Origin of the sequence: Citrobacter sp. Cpa228, assembly GCF_030333085.1 — a bacterium.
In the GTDB taxonomy this organism is placed as follows: Bacteria; Pseudomonadota; Gammaproteobacteria; order Enterobacterales; family Enterobacteriaceae; genus Citrobacter; species Citrobacter pasteurii.
The window spans coordinates 227,954-252,498 of record NZ_JAOWGQ010000043.1 but is presented as its reverse complement, the minus strand read 5'-3'; the positions used below and the strand labels follow the sequence as shown (position 1 = coordinate 252,498).

22 protein-coding genes are annotated in these 24,545 nt (G+C 52.6%); 10 read left to right on the top strand and 12 right to left on the bottom strand.

Features of this window, described 5'->3' with window-relative positions; genetic code table 11:
* Position 1: 1 nt before the first annotated feature.
* The 6 genes from OGX91_RS10505 (at position 2) to cobO (ending at position 6,662) form a co-directional block, all read left to right on the top strand.
* Positions 2-1,372 carry an acyclic terpene utilization AtuA family protein gene (locus OGX91_RS10505; protein WP_003831426.1) on the top strand — a complete coding sequence of 457 codons (1,371 nt, stop codon included), beginning with the start codon at positions 2-4 and terminating at the stop codon, positions 1,370-1,372.
* Positions 1,369-1,686 carry a DUF4387 domain-containing protein gene (locus OGX91_RS10500; RefSeq protein WP_005122536.1) on the top strand — a complete coding sequence of 106 codons (318 nt, stop codon included), beginning with the start codon at positions 1,369-1,371 and terminating at the stop codon, positions 1,684-1,686. The genes OGX91_RS10505 and OGX91_RS10500 overlap by 4 nt, the downstream gene beginning before the upstream one ends.
* A gap of 168 nt (positions 1,687-1,854) precedes the next feature.
* Positions 1,855-3,162: a dicarboxylate/amino acid:cation symporter gene (locus OGX91_RS10495; RefSeq protein WP_005122537.1), complete on the top strand. Its 1,308-nt coding sequence runs from the start codon at positions 1,855-1,857 to the stop codon at positions 3,160-3,162.
* A gap of 124 nt (positions 3,163-3,286) precedes the next feature.
* Positions 3,287-4,288 (top strand): glutaminase A, encoded by a 1,002-nt coding sequence (glsA, locus tag OGX91_RS10490; protein ID WP_286626194.1) that lies wholly within the window; start codon positions 3,287-3,289, stop codon positions 4,286-4,288.
* Positions 4,289-4,397: 109 nt separating this feature from the next.
* The gene (locus OGX91_RS10485) at positions 4,398-6,050 is read left to right on the top strand and encodes a class I fumarate hydratase (protein WP_005122539.1); all 1,653 of its coding nucleotides are present in this window, start codon (positions 4,398-4,400) and stop codon (positions 6,048-6,050) included.
* Positions 6,051-6,059: 9 nt separating this feature from the next.
* Positions 6,060-6,662 carry a cob(I)yrinic acid a,c-diamide adenosyltransferase gene (gene cobO, locus OGX91_RS10480; RefSeq protein ID WP_005122540.1) on the top strand — a complete coding sequence of 201 codons (603 nt, stop codon included), beginning with the start codon at positions 6,060-6,062 and terminating at the stop codon, positions 6,660-6,662.
* Between the two features lie 119 nt (positions 6,663-6,781).
* Here cobO and OGX91_RS10475 read toward each other — a convergent pair whose 3' ends face one another.
* Positions 6,782-7,684: a LysR family transcriptional regulator gene (locus OGX91_RS10475; RefSeq protein ID WP_005122541.1), complete on the bottom strand. Its 903-nt coding sequence runs from the start codon at positions 7,682-7,684 to the stop codon at positions 6,782-6,784.
* Between the two features lie 404 nt (positions 7,685-8,088).
* On the opposite strand from OGX91_RS10475, the gene cobA reads away from it, so the two are divergent.
* Complete coding sequence (gene cobA, locus OGX91_RS10470) at positions 8,089-8,877, top strand: uroporphyrinogen-III C-methyltransferase (RefSeq protein ID WP_286626190.1); 789 nt, start codon at positions 8,089-8,091, stop codon at positions 8,875-8,877.
* Here cobA and OGX91_RS10465 read toward each other — a convergent pair.
* The 9 genes from OGX91_RS10465 to sdhC all read right to left on the bottom strand — a co-directional run bounded on the left by OGX91_RS10465 (position 8,856) and on the right by sdhC (position 19,893).
* The gene (locus tag OGX91_RS10465; RefSeq protein ID WP_286626188.1) at positions 8,856-9,749 is read right to left on the bottom strand and encodes a PocR ligand-binding domain-containing protein; all 894 of its coding nucleotides are present in this window, start codon (positions 9,747-9,749) and stop codon (positions 8,856-8,858) included. The two genes, cobA and OGX91_RS10465, sit on opposite strands and share 22 nt — an antisense overlap.
* Before the next feature lie 257 nt (positions 9,750-10,006).
* Positions 10,007-10,876 (bottom strand): succinate--CoA ligase subunit alpha, encoded by an 870-nt coding sequence (gene sucD / locus OGX91_RS10460; RefSeq protein WP_005122544.1) that lies wholly within the window; start codon positions 10,874-10,876, stop codon positions 10,007-10,009.
* Entirely contained in the window at positions 10,876-12,042 is a 1,167-nt protein-coding gene (gene sucC / locus OGX91_RS10455) for an ADP-forming succinate--CoA ligase subunit beta (RefSeq protein WP_003022927.1), read from the bottom strand. The genes sucD and sucC overlap by 1 nt, the downstream gene beginning before the upstream one ends.
* A gap of 140 nt (positions 12,043-12,182) precedes the next feature.
* Positions 12,183-13,406 carry a 2-oxoglutarate dehydrogenase complex dihydrolipoyllysine-residue succinyltransferase gene (gene odhB / locus OGX91_RS10450; RefSeq protein ID WP_188231799.1) on the bottom strand — a complete coding sequence of 408 codons (1,224 nt, stop codon included), beginning with the start codon at positions 13,404-13,406 and terminating at the stop codon, positions 12,183-12,185.
* Between the two features lie 14 nt (positions 13,407-13,420).
* Positions 13,421-16,222, bottom strand: coding sequence for a 2-oxoglutarate dehydrogenase E1 component (gene sucA, locus OGX91_RS10445; protein WP_005122547.1), 2,802 nt, complete (start codon positions 16,220-16,222; stop codon positions 13,421-13,423).
* Positions 16,223-16,649: 427 nt separating this feature from the next.
* Positions 16,650-17,366 (bottom strand): succinate dehydrogenase iron-sulfur subunit SdhB, encoded by a 717-nt coding sequence (sdhB, locus tag OGX91_RS10440; protein ID WP_005122548.1) that lies wholly within the window; start codon positions 17,364-17,366, stop codon positions 16,650-16,652.
* Positions 17,367-17,381: 15 nt separating this feature from the next.
* The gene (sdhA, locus tag OGX91_RS10435) at positions 17,382-19,148 is read right to left on the bottom strand and encodes a succinate dehydrogenase flavoprotein subunit (RefSeq protein ID WP_155020831.1); all 1,767 of its coding nucleotides are present in this window, start codon (positions 19,146-19,148) and stop codon (positions 17,382-17,384) included.
* Positions 19,148-19,495, bottom strand: coding sequence for a succinate dehydrogenase membrane anchor subunit (sdhD, locus tag OGX91_RS10430; protein WP_005122550.1), 348 nt, complete (start codon positions 19,493-19,495; stop codon positions 19,148-19,150). Before sdhD ends, sdhA begins: the two co-directional genes overlap by 1 nt.
* Positions 19,489-19,893, bottom strand: coding sequence for a succinate dehydrogenase cytochrome b556 subunit (gene sdhC, locus OGX91_RS10425; protein WP_003831406.1), 405 nt, complete (start codon positions 19,891-19,893; stop codon positions 19,489-19,491). The genes sdhD and sdhC overlap by 7 nt, the downstream gene beginning before the upstream one ends.
* Positions 19,894-20,330: 437 nt before the next feature.
* Here sdhC and OGX91_RS24210 point away from each other — a divergent pair, with 437 nt between their 5' ends.
* The 3 genes from OGX91_RS24210 (at position 20,331) to OGX91_RS10415 (ending at position 23,095) form a co-directional block, all read left to right on the top strand.
* On the top strand, positions 20,331-20,384 hold the full coding sequence (locus OGX91_RS24210; RefSeq protein WP_418135082.1) for a hypothetical protein: 54 nt from the start codon (positions 20,331-20,333) through the stop codon (positions 20,382-20,384).
* Positions 20,385-20,590: 206 nt separating this feature from the next.
* Entirely contained in the window at positions 20,591-21,874 is a 1,284-nt protein-coding gene (locus tag OGX91_RS10420) for a citrate synthase (RefSeq protein WP_005122553.1), read from the top strand.
* 174 nt (positions 21,875-22,048) lie between these two features.
* Positions 22,049-23,095 carry an AbrB family transcriptional regulator gene (locus tag OGX91_RS10415; protein WP_286626179.1) on the top strand — a complete coding sequence of 349 codons (1,047 nt, stop codon included), beginning with the start codon at positions 22,049-22,051 and terminating at the stop codon, positions 23,093-23,095.
* Here the strand turns inward: OGX91_RS10415 and nei are convergent.
* Entirely contained in the window at positions 23,092-23,883 is a 792-nt protein-coding gene (nei, locus tag OGX91_RS10410; RefSeq protein ID WP_286626177.1) for an endonuclease VIII, read from the bottom strand. The two genes, OGX91_RS10415 and nei, sit on opposite strands and share 4 nt — an antisense overlap.
* 14 nt (positions 23,884-23,897) lie before the next feature.
* Complete coding sequence (gene pcp / locus OGX91_RS10405) at positions 23,898-24,542, bottom strand: pyroglutamyl-peptidase I (RefSeq protein ID WP_005122558.1); 645 nt, start codon at positions 24,540-24,542, stop codon at positions 23,898-23,900.
* Positions 24,543-24,545 lie beyond the last annotated feature (3 nt).

Genomic DNA, 24,545 nt, shown 5'->3' with positions numbered 1-24,545 from the left:
GATGGCTCGCACATTTAAGATCTTATCGCCGACGGCTATCCTGGGTTATGGCTTCCCGGAAGAGAGTTTTCGTAAAGCCATGGAAGAGTCACCGGATCTTATTGCTGTTGACGCAGGTTCCTCCGATCCTGGCCCCCACTACCTGGGGGCAGGTAAACCCTTTACCGACAGGGCTGGGGTAAAACGCGATCTGCGCTATATGATCGTGGCGGGCGTTAAGAATAACATCCCGGTCGTGATCGGCACCGCCGGTGGTTCTGGCGCAGCTCCGCATCTGGAGTGGTGTCGCCAGATTATCCATGAGATCGCACAGGAAGAAAAACTGTCCTTCTCAATGGCGCTGATCCCGTCTGATGTCGACAAAGAAATCGTTCATCAGGCGCTGGATAACGGCAAAATCACCGCGCTCGATTTTGTGCCTGAACTGACTCACGAGGCGATTGAAGAGAGTACCTACATCGTCGCGCAGATGGGTATCGAGCCTTTCCAGCGCGCACTGAAAGCCGGTGCGCAAGTGGTGCTGGGCGGACGTGCCTACGATCCGGCCTGCTTCGCCGCGCTGCCGATTATGCAGGGCTTTGATGAAGGTCTGGCGCTGCATTGCGGTAAGATCCTTGAGTGTGCTGCCATTGCTGCCACCCCCGGCTCTGGCTCCGATTGTGCGATGGGCATTATCGACGACAACGGCTTTACGCTGAAGGCGTTCAATCCCAAGCGTAAGTTCACTGAAACTTCTGCTGCGGCGCACACCCTGTATGAGAAGTCCGATCCGTACTTCCTGCCGGGACCCGGCGGTGTGCTGAACCTGAAAGCGTGCACCTTTACCCAGGTTAACGAGGGCGAAGTGTATGTCAGCGGTTCACGTCATGAAGAAACACCGTATGCGTTGAAACTGGAAGGCGCGCGTCAGGTTGGCTTCCGCTGCCTGACCATCGCCGGAACGCGCGACCCGATTATGATTGCCGGAATTGACACCATTCTCGAAGAGGTCCAGGCAAGCGTAGCACGTAACCTCTCCCTGAATGACGACAGCATCCGCATGACGTTCCACCTGTACGGGAAGAACGGCGTGATGGGCAACCATGAACCGATGAAAACCGCCGGTCACGAACTGGGGATTTTACTGGATGTCGTCGCACCGACGCAGGATATCGCCAACAGCGTTTGCTCGCTGGTGCGCTCTACCCTGCTGCACTACGGCTATGAGAATCGCATTGCGACGGCGGGCAACCTCGCCTTCCCGTTCTCGCCATCTGATATTCAAAGTGGACCGGTGTATGAGTTCTCGATCTATCACCTGATTGAAGCAAGCGATGCGCTGCGTTTTGATTTCCACATTGAACAGGTGACGCCAGAAGGAGTTCAGGCATGAAACAGTCAATTTGTTCACTGGCGCAAGTTATTCGCTCGAAAAACGCCGGACCGTACGAACTGGTTTTAGATATTTTATTTAAAACCCGGGAAGACTATCAGCGAGTAAAGCGTTCGGAGCAATTAACTCCGCAACTTATTGCTGGGTTATATAATGTCGAACCTGACTTTATTCACAATATTGTGTGGTTTGATCCCGCTAATGCAGTAAAAATTGTCATGCCGCGCGATATTATTTCCGGCAATGTCGGTGACAATGATGTTTATGGCGCGCAGCAACACGCACCATTATTAAGTATTGAATTCGATCTGTAACAAAAAAACACAATAACAGCCATTGGAGCACAGAGTTCAGCTGTATCACAGTGCTTCGAATATTCATGCGGTTGGTCACAACAGGCGTGCGTCTGAGCTGCTGTCCAGGCTCAGGCGCACGCCACCCTACACAATTCCAATTACCAACCTTTATCCGATGGAGTACACATGAAGAAAATTAGTTTAACGAAGATGATCATATTAGGCCTGATACTCGGCATGATTGCCGGGGTGGCCATTAATAATATGGCCGCGGCTGAAACAGCAAAATCATATGCACAGGATATTTCCATTTTCACCACTATATTCTTACGTATGGTGAAGATGATTATTGCGCCATTGGTTATTTCAACGCTGGTTGTCGGTATTGCCAAGATGGGTGATGCCAAAACGCTGGGTCGTATATTTTCTAAAACCTTTTTCCTGTTTATTTGTGCCTCACTGCTGTCGATCGCATTGGGTCTGGTTATCGTTAATATCTTCCAACCGGGCGCAGGCATCAACTTTGTTGCTCATGACGCAGGCGCTGTTGCCGCCGTTAAGTCTGAACCCTTCACGCTGAAAGTCTTTATCTCACATGCCGTACCAACCAGTATCGTTGACGCGATGGCGCGGAACGAAATCCTGCAGATCGTGGTGTTCTCCATTTTCCTTGGTTGCAGCCTGGCCGCAATCGGTGAAAAAGCCGAGCCTATCGTGAAGGTTCTGGATTCCCTGGTGCACGTGATGCTGAAGCTGACAGGCTACGTCATGCTGTTTGCGCCACTGACCGTTTTTGCCGCTATTTCAGGTTTGATTGCCGAACGTGGTCTGGGTGTCATGGTCAGCGCCGGTATCTTTATGGGCGAGTTTTACCTGACACTGGGCATGCTGTGGGCAATTCTGATTGGCCTGTCGACACTCATTGTTGGTCCTTGCATCAGCCGTCTCACTAAATCAATCTTCGAACCGGCGCTGCTGGCCTTTACCACGTCCAGTTCTGAAGCCGCCTTCCCGGGCACGCTGGATAAGCTGGAAAAATTCGGCGTATCGTCAAAAATTGCCAGCTTCGTTCTGCCTATTGGTTACTCCTTTAACCTCGTAGGTTCCATGGCCTATTGCTCCTTTGCCACCGTCTTTATTGCTCAGGCGTGCAATATCGAACTGAGCATGGGCGAGCAAATTACCATGTTGTTAATTCTGATGCTGACCTCTAAAGGGATGGCGGGTGTACCGCGTGCCTCGATGGTCGTTATCGCCGCTACCCTGAACCAATTCAACATTCCGGAAGCCGGTTTGATCCTGCTGATGGGCGTCGATCCGTTCCTCGATATGGGTCGTTCAGCCACCAACGTCATGAGTAACGCCATGGGCGCTGCCATTGTGGGCCGTTGGGAAGGCGAACACTTCGGCCAGGGTTGCCGTGGAACTGCGCCAGTGAAGTCACCGGAACAGGAACGTCCGGTTACCGAACCGTCAGAAGTTGCGATGTCCTGATACCTCGTTATTGCCGGATGGCGCTTGCGCTTATCCGGCCTACATAACGTTTAATTATCCGTAGGCCGGATCAGGCGGTACGCCGCCATCCGGCGCATGATAAGTACCCCAACAGGAAAGCACCATGACTAAAACTCTGCTCGGCGTGAGTCTCTTTTCTTTCAGCGTCTTGTTTAGCGCTACCTCATTCGCGCAAACCGCGCCGGACTACGCCAGACTGATAGAACAGGCGCATCAAAAGTACAAAAGTAATAACGATGGAAAAGTCGCCGACTACATCCCTGCCCTGGCGACCTACAGCCCAAATAATTTTGCCATCACTATTGCTACGGTGGACGGCAAGATCTACCAGGTTGGCGATGTTAACAAACCCTTTCCCATGGAATCCCTGAGTAAAGTCTTCACCATGGCGCTCGCCATGGAACAGCACGGTCCTCAGGTGGTGCTGGATAAACTCGGGGCTAATGCTACTGGCCTGCCATTTAATTCCGGTTTAGCCGTTGAACTGACCAAAGGCGCGCCGGAAAACCCGCTGGTAAACGCCGGAGCCATGAGCACCGTTAGTCTGATTGAAGCCAAAGACAAAACCGATCGCTGGAACAAAATCCTCGACAACCTGAACGTCTGGGCGGATGCCTCACTGACGGTCAACGAACCGGTATTCAAATCCGAGATGGAGACCAACCAGCACAATCAGGCGCTGGCGAAACTGATGGAATCCTATAACAGCTTCTATGGCAATACCGACGACGCCGTCGAAATTTATACCCGTCAGTGCTCGGTGGATATCACCGTTGAGCAACTGGCCAAAATGGGTGCCGTATTGGCGAACAAAGGCAAGTCACCGTTCAACGGTAAGCAGTTGCTGAATGAAAAATATGTTCCGCAGGTGTTGGCGGAAATGGCAATTTCCGGACTGTACGACGGCAGCGGTAAATGGCTGTATACCGTTGGCATTCCGGCGAAAAGCGGTGTTGGCGGCGGAATGGTTGCGGTGGTACCCGGCAAATATGCGATTGCCGTCTATTCTCCGCCGTTGGACGAAGCCGGTAACAGCGTTCGCGCCCAGCAAACTATCGAATATGTCGCCGAAGCGACAAAAGCCAATGTCTTTTTAACCAAATAACTTTACGCCGGATGGCGCTTCGCTTATCCGGCCTACGACTAACGCATCAATGTAGGTCGGATAAGCGAAGCGCCATCCGGCAAACTACACGAAGAGGTGAGAAGTAAACATGTCTAAACCATTTGTCTGGCAGGAACTCTTTGTTCAGAGTAAAGATAGTACCGAGTATGAATTACTGAGTAACCAGCACGTAACGGTAACGGAGTTAGACGGAGAGGAAGTGATTAAGGTAGCGCCAGAAGCGTTAACCTTATTAGCACAGCAGGCATTTTATGAGGCTTCATTTTTTCTGCGCGCCGGACATTTGAAACAGATAGCCAGCATTTTGCACGACTCGCAGGCCAGCGGTAACGATAAGTACGTCGCTTTACAACTGCTGCGCAACGCTGAGGTTTCGGCCAAAGGCGTCCTGCCTAACTGTCAGGACACCGGGACGGCAACTATTGTGGCCTGCAAAGGACAGCATGTCTGGACAGGCGGCGATGACGCCGAAGCCTTAAGCAAAGGCGTGTATACCACCTTCACCGAAAACAATCTGCGTTACTCGCAAAATGCCCCGCTGGACATGTATACCGAGATCAATACCCAGACTAACCTGCCGGCGCAAATCGACATCAGCGCCACGCCGGGTAATGAGTATAAATTCCTGTTCGTCAACAAAGGCGGCGGTTCTGCTAATAAGGCGGCGCTATTTCAGGAAACCAAATCTATTCTGCAGCCGGAGAAGTTGACGGCTTTCCTGATCGAAAAAATGAAATCGCTGGGTACCGCCGCTTGCCCGCCGTACCACATCGCTTTCGTGGTTGGCGGATTATCTGCCGATCAGGCGCTGAAGACAGCCAAACTGGCATCAACCAAATATTACGATAACCTGCCCACCAGCGGGAACGAGCTAGGTCAGGCGTTCCGCGATACGGCGCTGGAAGCCGAGCTGCTCAATGCCAGCCGCGAGTTTGGCATCGGCGCGCAGTTTGGCGGGAAATACTTTGCCCACGATATCCGGGTGATCCGCCTGCCACGCCACGGCGGCTCCTGCCCTATCGCCATGGCCCTCTCCTGTTCTGCCGACCGCAATATCAAGGCTAAAATTAACAAACACGGTATCTGGCTGGAGAAACTTGAGCATAACCCGGGCAAATTTATCCCTGATTCACAGCGGGTGGAAAACGGCGCCCAGACCGTTCAACTGGATCTGAATCGCCCGCTGCGCGAAATCCTGCATGACCTTTCCGCCCTGCCCATCGGGACTCGTTTGTCGTTAAGCGGCCCAATTGTTGTTGCCCGAGATATCGCCCACGCAAACATCAAAGCGCGCCTGGATAACGGCGAACCGATGCCGGAATACATGAAAAAACATATCGTTTATTACGCCGGCCCCGCCAAAACCCCCGAAAACCAGGCCTGCGGCTCAATGGGTCCAACAACCGGCGGACGCATGGATGGGTATGTCGATGCTTTCCAGGCACAAGGCGGAAGTCTCATTATGCTCACCAAGGGTAATCGCAGTCAGCAGGTCACTGATGCCTGTCACAAACACGGTGGATTTAGCCTCGGCAGCATTGGCGGCGCGGCGGCTCTGCTGGCCCAGCAGTATGTGAAGAGCCTGCAGTGCCTTGAATATCCTGAGCTGGGAATGGAAGCGGTGTGGATGATGGAAGTTAAAAATATGCCTGCGTTCGTATTAGTCGATGACAAAGGCAATAACTTCTTTAGCCAGTTTGAGCAGCAGCATCGCTGCGCAACCTGCCCGGCAGGACATTAAGGAGTCACCATGGAAGCGCGAGCCAATAATGACAGGCACCGCCAGCGTCAGCAGAAACTGAAAGCGCAGGTTGATACCCGCGTGGCGGCGGCAACGGAGAAGAAAGGGATTCTGATGGTCTTTACCGGCAACGGTAAAGGAAAATCTACCGCAGCCTTCGGCACAGCGACGCGCGCGGTTGGTCACGGAAAAACCGTTGGCGTCGCGCAGTTTATTAAAGGCCAGTGGGATAATGGCGAGTACAACACACTGCACCCTCTCGGCGTGGAGTTTCATATTATGGGTACCGGTTTTACCTGGGAAACCCAGAACCGGGAAGCCGATATCGAGGCGGCCACCGCAGTGTGGCAGGAAAGTAAGCGCATGCTGGCCGATGCGCATTACGATCTGGTCGTGCTGGACGAACTCACCTATATGTTGGCTTATCACTATCTGGATACGCAGGAGGTTATCAGCGCCATCGAAAATCGCCCTGCCGACCAAAGCGTGATTGTCACCGGGCGCGGTTGCCATGCGCTGTTACTTGAACTTGCCGATACGGTCAGCGAGCTTCGCCCGGTTAAACACGCTTTTGATAGCGGCATTCAGGCACAGCCAGGAATCGACTGGTAATCGTTCTTTTGCCGGATAAGACGTTTACGCCGCATCCGGCGTTTTGCCCGAAACCGATACGCTTATCGGGCCTATGGTGAACACCGAAACCTGTAGGCCTGATAAGGCGCAAGCCGCCATCAGGCAGCCGACATCACGGATTTATTTAGCAACCAGTTGCGGAAGATCTCCAAATGCAGGGATTCTGATTTCTCCTCCCGCCACGTCATGATAAATCGATTCCCGGTGCGCATTGGAACATCGCAAGGAATCACCATATCCCCACTATCCAGATCGTGTTGAATGGCAAAACGGGGGAGCAATGCGACGCCAAGGTTGGAACGTACCGCCGCAATCAGCATCGACAAGAGATCAAATCTCGGACCTTTATTCACCAGCGGACTGCTGACATCGGACAGCGCAAACCATTCCTGCCAGCCTTTGATGCGGGTACTTTGATGCAACAGCGGGTATTCGTTCAGCAGTTCATCGACGGACAGCTTCCGGTCCGGTTCGGCAAGCAGGCAACGGCTGCACACTGGCAGAATTTCCTCTTCGAACAGGTACTCGACCCCCGACCACGGCGAGTAAAAATCTTCCCGCATGATCGCTGCGTCATATTCCCGGTTAAGAAAATCACCAATATTCGCCAGAGAATGAATATTAACGATAATATCAGGATTGAGTTTATTGAACTCACGCAGGTTTGGGATCAGCCAGTGCGTACTGAACGTTGGGTTAACCGCCAGTTCGATCACTTGTACGGTCGGCTGCCATGTCATGATCGTCGTTGTATCTCGTTCAAGCTTGTTCAGTGTTTCTTTAACGATAGCTAAATAGTGTTTGCCTGCCGCATTTAAAAAAATGCGCTTTTTGGCATGATTAAATAGCGCTGTATTAAGAAAATCCTCTAGCGCATTCACCTGGCGGAAAACAGCACTTTGTGTTAAAGCCAGCTCTTCAGCTGCCCGGGTATAACTTTCGTGACGCGCAACCACTTCAAAAGTTACCAGCAACTCCGTTTTGGGTATTTTTCCTCTCATAACCTCTTCCATATGCAGCGTACAAAAATAGTTTAATTTATAAAAAATAATTCATATCACCCGAACAAACATCGAGTGTTATATTTTATTTCAGGCATTGATGTCATTGATCCAATCCATGATTTGTTCATACTGATGGCGGATAAATATTAACCAATAATACTCAAGCACAACAATAAACACAATTTAATTAAGGTTAAATTCAGACACATAGCGCCAATAAGTTCTTAATAATTTTTCAAGTCATCTTGTTTATTGTGGAAAAAACTTTGCGAGATTAATCAATATTATCATTGTGATAATTTAGGAAAATTCAGCGTTATAACTTACAGGCAAACGACTGCTTTTAATCATTCTCCGGAGTGGTTCTGCCTTTTTTTGTTAGACGTGATAAAGGACACAATGTGAAAATTTTCGGAAAGGTCTGGCTCGTTGGCGCAGGTCCCGGTGATATTTCATTACTCACCCTCAAAGCAGTGATGTGCATTAAACAAGCAGATGTCATTATTTACGACAGGTTGGTCAATCCTAAGATTCTGGAATGGGCATCCGCTGACTGTGAGCTTATCAATGTCGGTAAGAATCCGGGATTTCATTGCGTGCCACAGGATGAAATCAATGCGCTTCTCGTTCAGTATGCTCAGACGCATCACAATATCGTGCGCTTGAAAGGTGGCGATCCCTACGTATTTGGCCGTGGAGCCGAAGAAGCTGAAGGGCTTATTGAGCCGGGGATCCCTTTTGAAGTCGTCCCCGGTATCAGTTCAACCATTGGGGGATTAACCTGTGCCGGGATCCCGGTAACACATCGCGATTACGCCTCTGGTTTTCACGTGGTGACCGGTCATACACGCGAAGGTAACCAGCAACAGAACTGGCGCCAGCTGGCCAAACTGAACGGTACATTGGTTATCGTCATGGGTATCGCTAATCTGGCGTTTATTTGTGAAGAACTGTTGATGGGCGGGAAAGCAGCAGACACACCCGCCGCGCTAATTATGTCCGCGACCCGGGAGAATCAACGCCGCCTGACCTGTACGCTCGGTTCATTACTGGGCAAAGCGCAGGAAGCCAACATTACGCCGCCTGCACTGATCGTCATTGGCGATGTCGTCACGCTGAGCGATCGTCTGTCTTTCATTCCTGCCGCTATCAACCTCCCTGAACATCTTTACTGCGAGAGTCTTGCGTGACGAAAAGACTGGGGTGATGTTTGATGCGCCGCCCGGAAAACGCGACAAAAATAGCTGGTTTGTGCGTACTGAAGTTTCCGGGCAATACTGTCTATAGAATGAACAGGATCATGTAATAGTTCCCCCGCCTTTTGCATTTTTTTCTGATTTACCCAGGTTTTAAAATTAACGCCCTGGCGTTTCTTAAAAAATCGGCTGAAATAATTCGCACTTAAACAGACATGTGCTGCCACAGACTCCAGGGATAAGTCACTATACAGGTTATCATCAATATAACGCAGTGCCGCCAGTAGTTTTTTCTCATGACGAGACAGCTCTGTTAAATAGTGCCGGACGTTACTTGCCGGTTTATCGAACACCACTTCAGATTGTTTTTCTTGTACCTCAAAATTGTTAACAATAAAATGCAATAAATTAGCCGATGCCACCAACGTATTATTATCAACTGCAACAAGCTGATCCCACTCGGCTTTTATTTGAGGATCTCTCATCCATCGTAATTCATCGTCAACAATGATAGTTTTATATTCCGGGTACTTAGCCCGAACCTGACCACAGATAATAAAACCATGCAGATTCTCCTCATAAATTAATGGTATGGAGAACAGACTTAGCCCTGCATGGCAGCTGAATATTCTGGGCTTACATTGTTTCAGAGCCTCAAAAAAGCACTGTTTATCGCACGTTTGGCAACCAACACTGTAGCGTTTATTCGCTCTCATCAGCTTACAGAATGAATTAAAATTATAGCAATCAGAGAGTGCTCTGCCTGTAACATCAACGACTACCGTTGCTAACCCCGTCGCATTGGAGAAAACTTCTGCTATAGAGAAAAAACATAGTAAGTAATCATCCTGAATTTTCAGCGACACGCCATCCTCCAACTTTATTATGACTAAAGGCGGTAATATGCAAAATCCAGGCACAAGAAAGAATGATGCTCGCCGCAAAAAATAATCTCATTTGTGAAGATGATTGTGATCAAATTGCATGATGCGGGATGACAGAAAATAAAAAAGGCCATCAATAGATGGCCAACCATGTCGAAAACGAATCAGTCTTGCTTCCTTCGCGTAACAGCTGTTTTCTGCTACGCGAAGAGGTCGGACCTTATACTGCTTTTTGAGAATTACTTAATTACCGCTTTCAGCGCTTCGCCGATATCGGCCAGGCTGCGCACAGTTTTCACGCCTGCTGCTTCAAGAGCCGCGAATTTCTCATCCGCTGTCCCTTTACCGCCGGCGATGATGGCACCTGCGTGACCCATACGCTTACCTTTCGGCGCGGTAACACCTGCGATGTAGCCGACAACCGGCTTGGTCACATGATCTTTAATGTACGCAGCCGCTTCTTCTTCCGCGCTACCGCCAATCTCACCGATCATCACGATCGCTTCAGTCTGCGGATCTTCCTGGAACAGCTTCAGGATGTCGATGAAGTTAGAGCCTGGGATCGGGTCGCCACCGATGCCCACACAGGTAGACTGGCCGAAACCGTAGTCGGTGGTCTGTTTAACCGCTTCATAGGTCAGCGTACCGGAGCGGGAAACGATGCCCACTTTACCCGGCTTGTGAATGTGACCTGGCATGATGCCGATTTTACATTCGCCCGGGGTGATAACACCTGGGCAGTTCGGGCCAATCATGCGTACACCAGCTTCATCCAGCTTCACTTTCACGGTCAGCATATCCAGGGTTGGGATACCTTCGGTGATGGTGATGATAAGCTTGATGCCTGCATCGATTGCTTCCAGGATGGAGTCTTTGCAGAACGGCGCCGGAACGTAGATCACGGTAGCGGTCGCGCCAGTCGCTTCTACAGCTTCACGTACGGTGTTGAACACCGGCAGGCCCAGGTGCGTGGTGCCGCCTTTACCTGGCGTTACACCGCCAACCATCTGAGTACCGTAAGCAATCGCTTGTTCGGAGTGGAATGTCCCCTGGCTACCGGTGAAGCCCTGGCAGATAACCTTGGTATCTTTATTAATTAAAACTGACATTATTTCCCCTCCACTGCGGCAACAACCTGCTGAGCTGCATCCGTCAGACTTTTCGCTGCAATAATATTCAGGCCGCTATCAGCCAGTTTTTTCGCGCCGAGTTCAGCGTTGTTACCTTCCAGACGTACCACGACCGGAACGTTTACACCTACTTCTGCTACCGCGCCGATGATACCGTCAGCGATCAGGTCGCAACGTACAATACCGCCGAAGATGTTAACCAGTACGGCTTTAACATTGTCATCAGAGAGGATAATTTTGAACGCTTCGGTTACACGCTCTTTGGTCGCACCGCCGCCAACGTCAAGGAAGTTAGCCGGCTCGCCGCCGTGCAGCTTAACGATGTCCATGGTGCCCATTGCCAGGCCCGCACCGTTAACCATACAACCGATGTTACCGTCCAGTGCAACGTAGTTCAGTTCCCACTGCGCAGCCTGTGCTTCACGCGGATCTTCCTGAGACTGGTCGCGCATTTCGCGCAGGTCAGCCTGGCGGAACAGCGCGTTGCCGTCAGCGCCCAGTTTGCCGTCGAGGCAGATCAGGTCGCCCTGCTTGGTCACAACCAGCGGGTTGATTTCGATCAGCGCCAGATCGCGCTCCAGGAAGATAGTCGCCAGACCCATGAAGATCTTGGTGAACTGCTGAACCTGTTTACCTTCCAGACCCAGTTTGAACGCCAGCTCGCGTCCCTGGTAAGGCATCGGGCCTGCCAGCGGATCGAGCGCCACTTTGTGGATCAGGTGCGGGGTTTCTTCCGCTACTTTTTCGATTTCCACGCCGCCTTCGGTAGAGGCCATGAAGACCACGCGACGGGAGCTACGGTCAACCACTGCGCCGAGGTAAAGTTCTTTACCAATGTCGGTCGCGGCTTCAACCAGAATCTGATTTACCGGTTGGCCATGAGCGTCTGTCTGGTAAGTGACCAGACGTTTACCCAGCCAGTGTTCAGCAAAAGCGCGAATGTCTTCTTTGCTGTTAACAACCTTCACACCGCCCGCTTTACCACGGCCACCAGCGTGAACCTGACATTTTACTACCCACGGGCCAGCGCCGATTTTAGATGCGGCTTCTTCTGCTTCACGCGGAGTAGTACAGGCATAACCCACCGGTGCCGGTAAGCCATAGCGGGCAAAAAGTTGTTTTGCCTGATATTCATGTAAGTTCATGTGTTCTATCCATCCTTCAGGTAATCATTATCTTATAACCCGTAGGCCTGATAAGCGAAGCGCCATCAGGCATTACAGCCTCGCCGGATGGCGGCATAAATGCCTTATCCGGCCTACGGGGCAGGTGATACTTTTATTGACTACACGTCCAGCAGCAGACGCGTTGGATCTTCCAGCAACTCTTTAATGGTTACCAGGAAGCCCACTGACTCACGACCATCGATCAGACGGTGGTCATAAGACAGCGCCAGATACATCATCGGCAGGATTTCAACCTTACCGTCTACCGCCATCGGCCTGTCTTTGATGGCATGCATACCCAGGATGGCGCTCTGCGGTGGGTTGATGATCGGCGTAGACATCAGGGAACCGAACACACCACCGTTAGTGATGGTGAAGTTACCGCCCGTCAGATCTTCAACCGTCAACTTGCCGTCGCGACCTTTAACTGCCAGTTCTTTAATGTTCTTCTCGATGTCAGCCATACCCAGCAGATCCACATCACGCAGAACCGGCGTTACCAGACCACGCGGCGTGGAGACCGCCATGCTGACATCAAAGTAGTTGTGATAAACCACATCGTCGCCGTCGATAGACGCGTTCACTTCCGGATAGCGTTTCAGCGCTTCAACCACCGCTTTCACGTAGAAAGACATAAAGCCCAGACGGATACCGTGGCGTTTCTCGAACGCGTCACCGTACTGCTTACGCAGATCCATGATTGGCTTCATGTTGACTTCGTTAAACGTGGTCAGCATCGCAGTGGAATTTTTCGCTTCCAGCAGACGCTCGGCTACGCGTTTGCGCAGACGGGTCATCGGAACACGTTTTTCGCCACGTGCGCCCAGTTGAGCCTGTGGCGCAGGCGCAGCGGCCGGTGCTTTGGCTTCAGCTTTCACCGCCGGGGCTTTCGCCAGATGCTTTTCAACATCTTCACGCGTAATACGACCGCCGACGCCGGTACCGTTAATGGCGCTGGCTTCGAGGTTATGCTCACCCAGCAGGCGACGGATCGCCGGGCTCAGGGCATCGTTGTTCTGCTCAGCAAGAGACGCCTGCTGGCGCTGTGCCGGAGTAGAATCTTTCTCTTCAGACTTAGCGCTGGTTTCTTTACCGGCGCTGTTGCCTTCACGCAGGCGACCAAGGATCTGGCGAGAAGTGACGGTTGTCCCTTCATCTTCCAGAACCGCATCAAGAATACCGTCCGCTGATGCCGGTACTTCCAGTACCACTTTGTCAGTTTCGATTTCTACCAGTACTTCATCACGACGTACTGCATCGCCCGGTTTTTTGTGCCAGGTTGCAACCGTTGCATCCGCTACGGATTCAGGCAGGTCGGGAACAAGAATATCTACGCTACTCATTATTTATCCTTTATTTAATCGACGTTCAGCGCGTCATTAACCAGATCTTGTTGCTGCTTCTGGTGAACGGACATATATCCTACTGCCGGAGAGGCAGAGGCCGGGCGACCTGCATAACGCAGAGCTGACCCAAATGGAATTACTTCACGGAAATGATGCTGGCTGCAGTACCATGCGCCCTGGTTGAGCGGCTCTTCCTGGCACCAGACAAAATCATGTACATGAGCAAACGGTTTCAGCGCTTCCTGCACCGCTTTATGCGGGAACGGATAGAGCTGTTCGATGCGCACAATGGCAACATCTTTTTGGCCATTCTTGCGGCGTTGCTCCAGCAGGTCGTAATAAACCTTACCAGAACACATCACGACGCGCTTCACGCCTTTCGGATCAAGTTCATCGACTTCGCCAATGGCTGGCAGGAAGGTGCCATTTGCCAGTTCGTCCAGCGTAGACACCGCCAGCGGATGACGCAGCAGCGACTTCGGTGACATCACCACCAGCGGACGACGCATCCCGCGCAGCGCCTGACGACGCAGCATGTGGTAAACCTGTGCCGGGGTGGACGGGACGCAAACCTGCATGTTTTGCTCAGCGCAAAGTTGCAGATAACGTTCCAGACGTGCGGAGGAGTGCTCCGGCCCCTGACCTTCATAGCCGTGCGGCAGCAGCATCACCAGACCGCACATACGGCCCCATTTCTGCTCGCCGGAAGAGATGAACTGGTCAATCACCACCTGCGCACCGTTGGCAAAGTCGCCGAACTGCGCTTCCCAGATGGTCAGCGTGCGTGGTTCTGCCGTGGCATAACCATACTCGAACGCCAGCACGGCTTCTTCAGACAGCACGGAGTCCCATACGCGGAACGTGCCCTGGCCGTTATGCACATGCTGCAGCGGCGTGTAGGTTGAACCGTTCGCCTGGTTATGAATCACTGCGTGACGGTGGAAGAAGGTTCCGCGGCCAGAGTCTTCACCCGACAGACGAACCGGAATGCCTTCATCAACCAGCGTGGCGTAAGCCAGATTCTCTGCCCCACCCCAGTCGAACAGCTTATCGCCTGCGGCCATGGCCTGACGGTCACCGTAAATTTTGGCGACGCGCGACTGCATTTCAACGGCTTCAGGCACGGTGCTGATGCGTTTTGCCAGTTCCTGCAAACGCTTCATCTCAACCTTGTTCGGGTAGTTTTCGTCCCACTCGTGGTTGAGGTACGGCGACCAGGTGAAGGAGTGCATGTTCATTGGACGCCACTCTTTCACCACGCATTCGCCAGCATCCAGTGCGTCACGATACAGATTGACCATTTCGGTCGCATCTTCCAGCGTGGCGACTTTGTCCGCTTCCAGCTTGTCAGCGTAGATTTTACGCGGGGTCGGATGCTTTTTGATTTTCTGATACATCAACGGCTGAGTTGCGCTCGGCTCGTCGGCTTCGTTGTGACCGTGACGGCGGTAGCACACCAGATCGATGAAGACATCGCGTTTGAAGGTGTTACGGAAATCCAGCGCCAGACGCGTCACGAAAGCGACCGCTTCCGGGTCATCCGCGTTAACGTGGAAAATCGGCGCCTGAACCATCTTACCGATGTCGGTGCAGTACGGTGTAGAACGCGCATCCAGCGGGTTAGAGGTGGTGAAGCCCACCTGGTTGTTGATGACGATACGCACGGTACCGCCCACTTCATAACCACGCGCTTTCGACATGTTCAGGGTTTCCTGAACCACGCCCTGCCCGGTTACTGCCGCATCACCATGAATGGTAATTGGCAGCACTTTATTGCTGCTCGGCTCATCCAGACGATCCAAACGTGCGCGTACGGAACCGATAACCACCGGGCTAACGATTTCCAGGTGCGACGGGTTAAACGCCAGCGCCAGGTGCACCAGACCGCCTTCGGTTTCGATATCAGACGAGAAGCCCATGTGGTACTTCACGTCACCGGTGCCGAGGTGTTCTTTATGTTTGCCCGCAAATTCGTCGAACAGTTCCTGCGGGCGTTTGCCCAGTACGTTAACCAAAACGTTCAAACGACCACGGTGCGCCATACCCAGCACCACTTCACGGGTACCGCTGTTACCGGCGTGGCGGATCATCTCTTTGAGCATTGGGATTAACGCATCCCCGCCTTCCAGCGAGAAGCGTTTCGCGCCCGGGAACTTCGCACCCAGGTAGCGTTCCAGACCTTCCGCTGCGGTCAGTTCGCTGAGGAAGCGTTTCTTCTCTTCACTACTGAAGGCGGCGCGGCCAGACTCAATACGCTGTTGAAGCCAGCGTTTTTCTTCGGTGCTGGTGATGTGCATATACTCGGCGCCAATCGGGCCGCAGTAGGTTTGTTTCAGCGCGACAACCAGGTCGCTCAGCTTCATCGTGTCTTTGCCGCCGGCAAAAGAACCTACGTTAAAGCTTTCCTGGAAGTCCGCATCGGTCAGATCGTGGAAGGACGGATCCAGATCGGCCACATTTTCTTGCTGCCACAGTCCCAGCGGATCGAGATTCGCATGCTGATGACCGCGGAAACGGTAGGCGTTAATGAGCTGCAGGACTTTAACCTGCTTCACATTGGCATCAGGGTCGGAAATAGAAGAAGAGTAACGTGGGGTAATCAACGCCTGCCGACGGAAATAATCACGTGTTTTTGAGTGGAGTTGATCCGGTTTGACTCCGGTACCAGGTAACTGCTGGAACGTCGAACGCCAGTTAGCATCTACCGAGTCAGGGTCGGTTAAGAAGTCTTCATAGAGCTGTTCTATCCAGCTCTGGTTAGAACCAGAGAGGTAAGAAGAGTCCAACCAGGCTTTCAAAGCGCTGTTCTGCATCGTGATCCCTTAAGCATCTTTTCTGCTTATTTAATACTCTAAATAGATCACGTATCAGGAAGGCGGCAAGCTTGCGAATCCCTGGGAGCTTACATCCAGTAAGTGACCGGGGTGAGCAAGTGCAGCCAACGCACATGCAACGTGATCTATGGCGAGTATTTCGCCGTGGATACTACCACGCACACCGATGTGCGTGCCGGGGTTCACTTGTTGCGGACTGTCGTGTTTTCTGCGTCCGCTAAGGAACCTTTAAAAACTGTCTAATAATCGTCGCTGTTCAGGCTGCGATTATTGCTATCAATGTGGCAGTTTTTAGAGGTTTCCTGCACTTATAATGCCTGATGGCGCGTAGCTTATCAGGCCTACGGGTTATGTCCCTTGTAGGCCGGATAAGACGTTTACGTCGCCATCCGGCAATCACTACAACTTATGCACTACGTTTGAGCAACATCGACTTAATATGGCCGATGGCGCGCGTCGGGTTCAGCCCTTTCGGACATACGCTGACGCAGTTCATGATGCTATGGCAGCGGAATACGCTGAAAGCGTCACTCAAACCTTCCAGGCGGCTGTCGGTCTCGGTATCGCGGCTATCAATTAAGAAGCGATACGCGGCCAGCAGGCCTGCCGGGCCAATAAACTTGTCCGGGTTCCACCAGAATGATGGGCAGGACGTTGAGCAGCATGCACACAAAATACATTCATACAGCCCATCGAGCTTCTCACGCTGCTCAGGCATTTGTAAATGCTCACGAGCCGGAGGATTTTTCCCATTATTCAACAAGTAAGGTTTAATCTTCTCATACTGTGCGTAGAATTGCCCCATGTCTACCACCAAATCGCGCACAACCGGTAAGCCCGGCAGCGGGCGAATGACAATTTTCTTGCCCGGCTGATTCAGCGCAGAAATAGGTGTGATACAGGCCAGTCCATTTTTGCCGTTCATGTTCAGACCGTCGGAGCCGCAGACCCCTTCCCGGCAGGAACGACGAAACGACAGCGTAGGGTCTTTTTCTTTCAGCTGCATCAACGCATCCAGCAGCATCATGTCGCGCCCTTCTTCCGCCTCCAGGGTGTAATCCTGCATGTGCGGAGCGTCGTCAACATCCGGGTTATAGCGATAAACTGAAAACTCGAGTTTCATTGTCCTGTCTCCGCATTAATAAGTACGAATCTTCGGCGGGAATGCCGGGCGCAGTTTCGGTTCCATATTGACCTGACGTCGTGTCATGGATTCCGATTCTGGCAGGTACAGGGAATGGCACAGCCAGTTTTCATCATCACGTTCCGGGAAGTCGAAGCGGCTATGCGCGCCACGGCTTTCGGTACGGAAGTTTGCAGATACGGCGGTGGCGTACGCGGTCTCCATCAGGTTATCCAGCTCCAGGCACTCAACGCGCTGGGTGTTGAACTCGCTGGAGGTATCATCCAGACGGGCATTTTTCAGCCGCTCGCGAATCGCTTTCAGCTCTTCCAGACCTTTCGCCATCGCATCGCCTTCGCGGAATACCGAGAAGTTGTGCTGCATACATTCCTGCAGCGCTTTGCGAATGGACACCGGGTCTTCACCGTTGCGATTACCGTTCCAGCGGTTCAGACGCGCCAGAGAAGCATCGATTTCATCTTCGGTCGCATCCAGCAGGTCACCCTGCTCGGCGATAGATTCCTGCAGATGCAAGCCCACCGCACGCCCAAACACCACCAGGTCCAGCAGCGAGTTGCCGCCCAGACGGTTGGCGCCGTGAACCGACACGCAGGCGATTTCGCCGACGGCAAACAGCCCTGGGATCACCACATCTTCGCCCTGCTCATTCACAGTCAGCGCCTGGCCGGTGACTTTGGTCGGAATACCGCCCATCATATAGTGGCAGGTAGGGATAACCGGGATGGGCTCTTTCACTGGGTCAACGTGAGCGAAGGTGCGAGACAGTTCGAGAATGCCCGGCAGACGGGATTCCAGCACTTCTTTACCCAGGTGGTCGAGTTTCAGCTTAGCGTGCGGACCCCACGGGCCGTCACAGCCGCGACCTTCACGGATTTCGATCATGATGGAACGCGCCACCACGTCACGACCCGCCAGGTCTTTCGCGTTCGGGGCATAACGCTCCATGAAGCGCTCGCCGTGTTTGTTCAGCAGGTAGCCACCTTCACCACGGCAGCCTTCTGTCACCAGAACGCCCGCACCGGCGATACCGGTTGGGTGGAACTGCCACATTTCCATATCCTGCACCGGAACACCAGCGCGGATAGCCATACCCACGCCGTCACCGGTGTTGATGTGGGCATTGGTGGTGGACTGATAAATACGGCCAGCACCGCCGGTCGCCAGCACGGTGGCGCGGGCTTTGAAGTAAACCACTTCACCGGTTTCGATACACAGCGCGGTACAACCGACAATCGCGCCATCGGCGTTTTTCACCAGGTCCAGCGCATACCACTCGGAGAAAATCGTGGTGTGGTTTTTCAGGTTCTGCTGATACAGCGTGTGCAACAGCGCATGACCGGTACGGTCAGCCGCCGCTGCGGTACGTGCAGCCTGCTCGCCGCCGAAGTTCTTCGACTGGCCGCCAAACGGACGTTGATAGATAGTCCCATTCTCCAGACGGGAGAACGGCAGACCCATATGGTCCAGCTCCAGAATCGCTTCCGGACCGGTTTTACACATATATTCAATAGCGTCCTGGTCACCAATGTAGTCCGACCCTTTAACGGTGTCGTACATGTGCCATTCCCAGTTATCTTCATGGGTATTACCGAGCGCAACGGTGATACCACCTTGCGCAGATACGGTGTGGGAACGGGTTGGGAACACTTTGGAGAGCAGCGCACAGGTCTGACCGCTCTGGGAAATTTGCAGCGCCGCGCGCATACCTGCGCCGCCGGCACCAATCACAACAGCATCAAATTCTCTGACTGGCAGTTTCATTACACACCCCACACTACAACAAATCCATAAATGACGTAAACCACCAGCGCAACGACGATAGCCAGTTGCAGAATCAGGCGCACAGCCAGAGGTTTAACGTAGTCGGTCAACACCTGCCACATGCCGATCCAGGCATGAATCAAGATGGAGAAAAGTGCCAGCAGGGTGAAGACTTTGGTGAATGCCGATGAGAAGAAACCGGTCCAGACTTCAAACGTCAGCTCGCCGCTGGTGGCGAAGAAGCCGACCATATAGATGATGTATAACGTCAGAACGATAGCGGTAGCACGGACCAGAATGAAGTCATGTACGCCGTTGCGTCCTAATGCGGAGGCGTTGCTTACCATACGAGGACTCCTGCGAGAAGTGAAAGCACGACAATGATAACGAAACAAATTTTGGCGGAGCGTGTCCCTGCTTCGAGGGTTTCTTCGATATAGCCAAAATCCATCAACAGATGGCGAATGCCCATTACGGCGTGATAGGCCAGCGCAATCAGGATCCCCCACAGAATTAACTCCACAAAGAAGTTATTCATAATGGATGACGCGGTGAGGAAACCTTCAGGGGAGGAAAGGCTGGTACCCAATAACCACAACAGAATCCCGACCGCCACGAAGGTGATCACTCCGGATACGCGATGGAGAATGGACGCTATCGCCGTGATTGGGAACCGGATCGTTTGTAGATCCAGATTGACAGGTCTTTGTTTTTTCACATTTCTTATCATGAATAACGCCCACATGCTGTTCTTATTATTCCCTTTGGACTTCGGGTACAGAAGATGAAGACACCTGTAGCCTGAAAGACGACGGGATTTCCTTCCTCCGGTCTGCGTGCGGGTCAGACAGCGTCCTTACTATAACTACGCGTCATATAAAACACCGCTTCCAGATGCTAAAACGACACGTTACAACGCTGGTTGGCTCGGGATTGCAGGGTATTCCGGAGACCTGGCGGCAGTATAGGACGTTCACAAAATCATTACAATTAACCTACATATAGTTTGTCGGGTTTTATCCCGAACAGTGACATAGGTCACGATAACAACATTATTTTAATTTTTAATCATCTGATTTGACAATCATTAAACAAAGTTGTTACAAACGACACCAGAAAAAGCATATAATGCGTAAAAGTTATGGGGTCACTCTTTCACCGGAGATTTAGTTATGCAACAGTGTGGAAGTATTGACCAATACCGTCAGGACAGTTATTAGTGATAGACAGGTTTAATAATTCGGATTGCTAAGTTCTTGATTTGCAGTTTATTCGCCATGAAAAGACCGTTTTACCTGCAAGCGCCCATAGCTCTGTACCCAGGTCATCCCCTCTTTCGCAGAGCGGCGAGCCAAATAACAAACTGGTAACGGTTCATTGATGTACGAAGGCAAATGTGAGTTCCGGCAGTCTTAAGCAATAAGGCGCTAAGGAGACCGTAAATGGCTGATACTAAAGCAAAAATCACTCTAAATGGTGACGCTGCTATTGAACTGGATGTGCTGAAAGGTACGCTCGGTCAAGATGTTATTGATATTCGTAGTCTCGGTTCAAAAGGGATATTCACTTTTGACCCAGGTTTCACCTCTACCGCATCCTGCGAATCCAAAATTACGTTCATCGATGGTGACGAAGGTATTTTGCTGCATCGCGGCTTCCCGATTGACCAGTTGGCGACCGAGTCCAACTATCTGGAAGTGTGTTATATCCTGCTGTACGGCGAAAAACCGACGCAGGAAGAGTACGACGAGTTCAAAACCACGGTCACTCGCCATACCATGATCCACGAGCAGATCACCCGTCTGTTCCACGGTTTCCGCCGCGACTCTCACCCGATGGCCGTTATGTGCGGTGTAACCGGGGCGCTGGCTGCGTTCTACCACGATTCGCTGGATGTGAATAATCCGCGTCACCGCGAAATCGCCGCTTTCCGTCTGCTGTCCAAAATGCCGACCATGGCCGCAATGTGCTACAAATACTCCATCGGCCAGCCGTTCGTGTACCCGCGTAACGACCTCTCCTACGCTGGTAACTTCCTGAACATGATGTTCTCTACGCCGTGCGAAAAATACGAGGTGAATCCGATTCTGGAACGCGCCATGGACCGTATCTTGATCCTGCACGCTGACCACGAACAGAACGCCTCAACGTCTACCGTACGTACCGCGGGCTCTTCTGGCGCTAACCCGTTTGCCTGCATCGCGGCCGGTATTGCTTCCCTGTGGGGACCGGCACACGGCGGCGCAAACGAAGCTGCGCTAAAAATGCTGGAAGAAATCAGCTCAGTTAAACACATTCCGGAATTTGTTCGCCGCGCGAAAGACAAGAATGACTCCTTCCGCCTGATGGGCTTTGGTCACCGTGTTTATAAAAACTATGACCCACGCGCCACCGTGATGCGTGAAACCTGTCACGAAGTGCTGAAAGAGCTGGGTACCAAAGATGATCTGCTGGAAGTGGCGATGGAACTTGAGCACATTGCGCTCAACGACCCGTACTTCATCGAGAAGAAACTCTACCCGAACGTAGACTTCTACTCCGGCATCATTCTGAAAGCAATGGGCATTCCGTCTTCTATGTTCACCGTTATCTTCGCCATGGCGCGTACCGTTGGCTGGATTGCGCACTGGAACGAAATGCACACCGACGGCATGAAAATCGCCCGTCCGCGTCAACTGTACACCGGCTACGACAAACGCGGTTTTAAGTCTGATATTAAGCGTTAATTGTCTGCCGGATAGCGTTAGCGCCTGTCCGGCTTACAGCAATCAACTCTCCCAGGCCGGACAAGGCGTTGAAGCCAGAGTCCGGCCTGTTTTTATTGATCCACATTATTTTATTCTCATCACGCTTTCTCTATGATTTACTGAGAATTCCGTCATTTAACTCAGGAGCATGGGATGCCTGTTTTACAGTGGAGCCTGTTGTTTCTGCTATCGCTCCTTCTCTCCCTGTTCTTTCTGTTGATACATCTTCCAGGCGCATTGCTGCTCGGTTCGATGATCGTCGGTATCATTTTCAGTCTGCGCGGGATCTCCCTGCACCCTCCCCGCTGCACATTTCTTGCCGCGCAGGCCGTTCTCGGCTGTATGATTGCGCAAAACCTGACAGGATCTATTTTAACGACACTTGCGGCACACTGGCAGATGGTGATGGTTATCCTGCTGGTAACCCTTATTAGCAGCGCGGTAATCGGCTGGCTGCTGGTTCGCTACAGCACTCTACCGGGGAACACCGGCGCGTGGGGTTCATCACCGGGCGGGGCAGCCGCGATGGTGGCGATGGCGCAGGATTATGGCGCCGACATCCGCCTGGTGGCGTTTATGCAGTATCTGCGGGTACTGTTGGTGGTTGGCGCTGCCGCGCTGGTAACCCGACTGGTAATGGGCGACCAGGCGCAAACTGTAAGTGAGCAAATCGTCTGGTTTCCGCCGCTGAGCAGCAATCTATTGAGCACCATACTGCTGGCCGCCGTTGCCGGAACGGTCGGGCGCTTACTGCGCATCCCCTCTGGCGTCATGTTGCTGCCGATGCTGGCGGGCGCATTGCTGAATGCCGGTGGTGTCATGGTAATTGAACTGCCGGAATGGCTACTGGCGATAGCGTATATGGCCATCGGCTGGCAAATCGGCCTGGGTTTTGACAAGCAGATCTTTTTAATGGCGCTGCGCCCTTTGCCGCAGATCCTGTTGTCCATTTTTTCACTGATGACGATTTGTGCCGCTATGGCCTGGGGTCTGGCGCATTACATGCAAATCGATTTTCTCACCGCCTATCTGGCGACCAGTCCAGGTGGCGTGGATTCCGTCGCGGTAATTGCCGCAGGCAGCCACACCGATATGGCGTTCATCATGGCGATGCAAACCCTGCGGCTGTTCAGTATCTTATTGACCGGTCCGGCGGTGGCGCGGTTTATCTCCGCGCATGCGCCAAAACAGCCCACCTAATGCTGGCAGCCCGGACACCAGTAAAACGGTCGCGAGGAAAGTGTCGTTTTCTCGATGATTCCACCACAGCGCTCACAGGTTTCGCCGTCCCGGTGAAAAACCTTAAAGCGAAACAGCGCCCCGTGATACTTGTTCTCATCCGCCAGCCCACGGGTGTTGTAGGACAGACGAGGAATATCAAGCAGCGCATGCGCCAGCACATCCAGCTGTTCATCGCTAAGCTGCGACGCTTTATGCTGCCCGGTCAACCCTACCTGCCAGAGAATCTCTACCCGCAGATAGTTACCTAATCCCGCGAGAAATGCCTGATCGAGCAGCAGACCAGAAAACTGGCGGTTGCGAAAACGCGGGGATAACAGACGCGCTTTAACGTCATCGGGCGTTAAACGTACATCCAGTACGTCCGGCCCAACCCGCTGCAGGAACGGATGGGTGGTAAGCTGCTCTGGCGTCAGCATTTCGATGTCAGACGCGCTATACAGCAGGATAGTTTTATCTTCTGTTTGCAGCCTGACGCGTAGCACCCGCGTGGTTTGCGGAATGTTGCCGGTATCGACCACACGCCACACGCCGTAAAGCTGATTGTGACTATACAGCGTCAGACCATTGGAAAAATGGGTCAGCAAGGCTTTACCCCGCGTTTCAAGCCGGGTAACACGCTGCCCGATGAGTTGGGATTGATACGGTTTTAACTGCTCAAAGGCAAACCAGACATCCGTCAGGGGTTTGCCTTTGACTGCCGCCTCCAGGTTATCCGCCGCGCGGCGGATCTCCGGGCCTTCAGGCATAATACTGTCCTTTGTTAGTGTGTTGCACCGCCCGTCACCGCAATATCGCTGTCCACCTGCAATGCGGTGTCAATGGCAATTTCCAGCGCCCGGCGCACCGTTTCGCTCGCCATACTTGGCGCTCCGGGGTGCGCGGCGGCCTGTTGTGGCAGATAAGGAATATGGATAAAACCGCCCTTCACTGCCGGTGTATCGCGTAACGTATGCAGCAGGCCATACATCACATGATTGCAAACAAAGGTACCCGCGGTTTGGGAAACCGAGGCTGGAATACCCGCATTACGCATGGCCATCACCATCGCTTTGATTGGCAGCGTGCTAAACCATGCTGCCGGTCCCTCGGCGACAATCGGCACATCAACAGGCTGCTGATCGTGGTTATCCGCGATACGCGCATCGTCAACGTTGATTGCCACGCGCTCCACGGTGATATCCGTGCGCCCCCCTGCCTGCCCCACCGCCAGCACCAACGACGGTGACAGCGCGTCAATCGCGGCATTAAGTACGGCCAGAGACTCGCCAAACACACACGGTAGTTGACGCGCAACGACGCGGCATCCAGCGATGATAGCATTGTCGAGCCCGGAGACCACTTCCCAGGAAGGGTTAACTGACTCTCCGCCAAAGGGTTCAAATCCGGTGATTAAGACCGTTTTCATCCT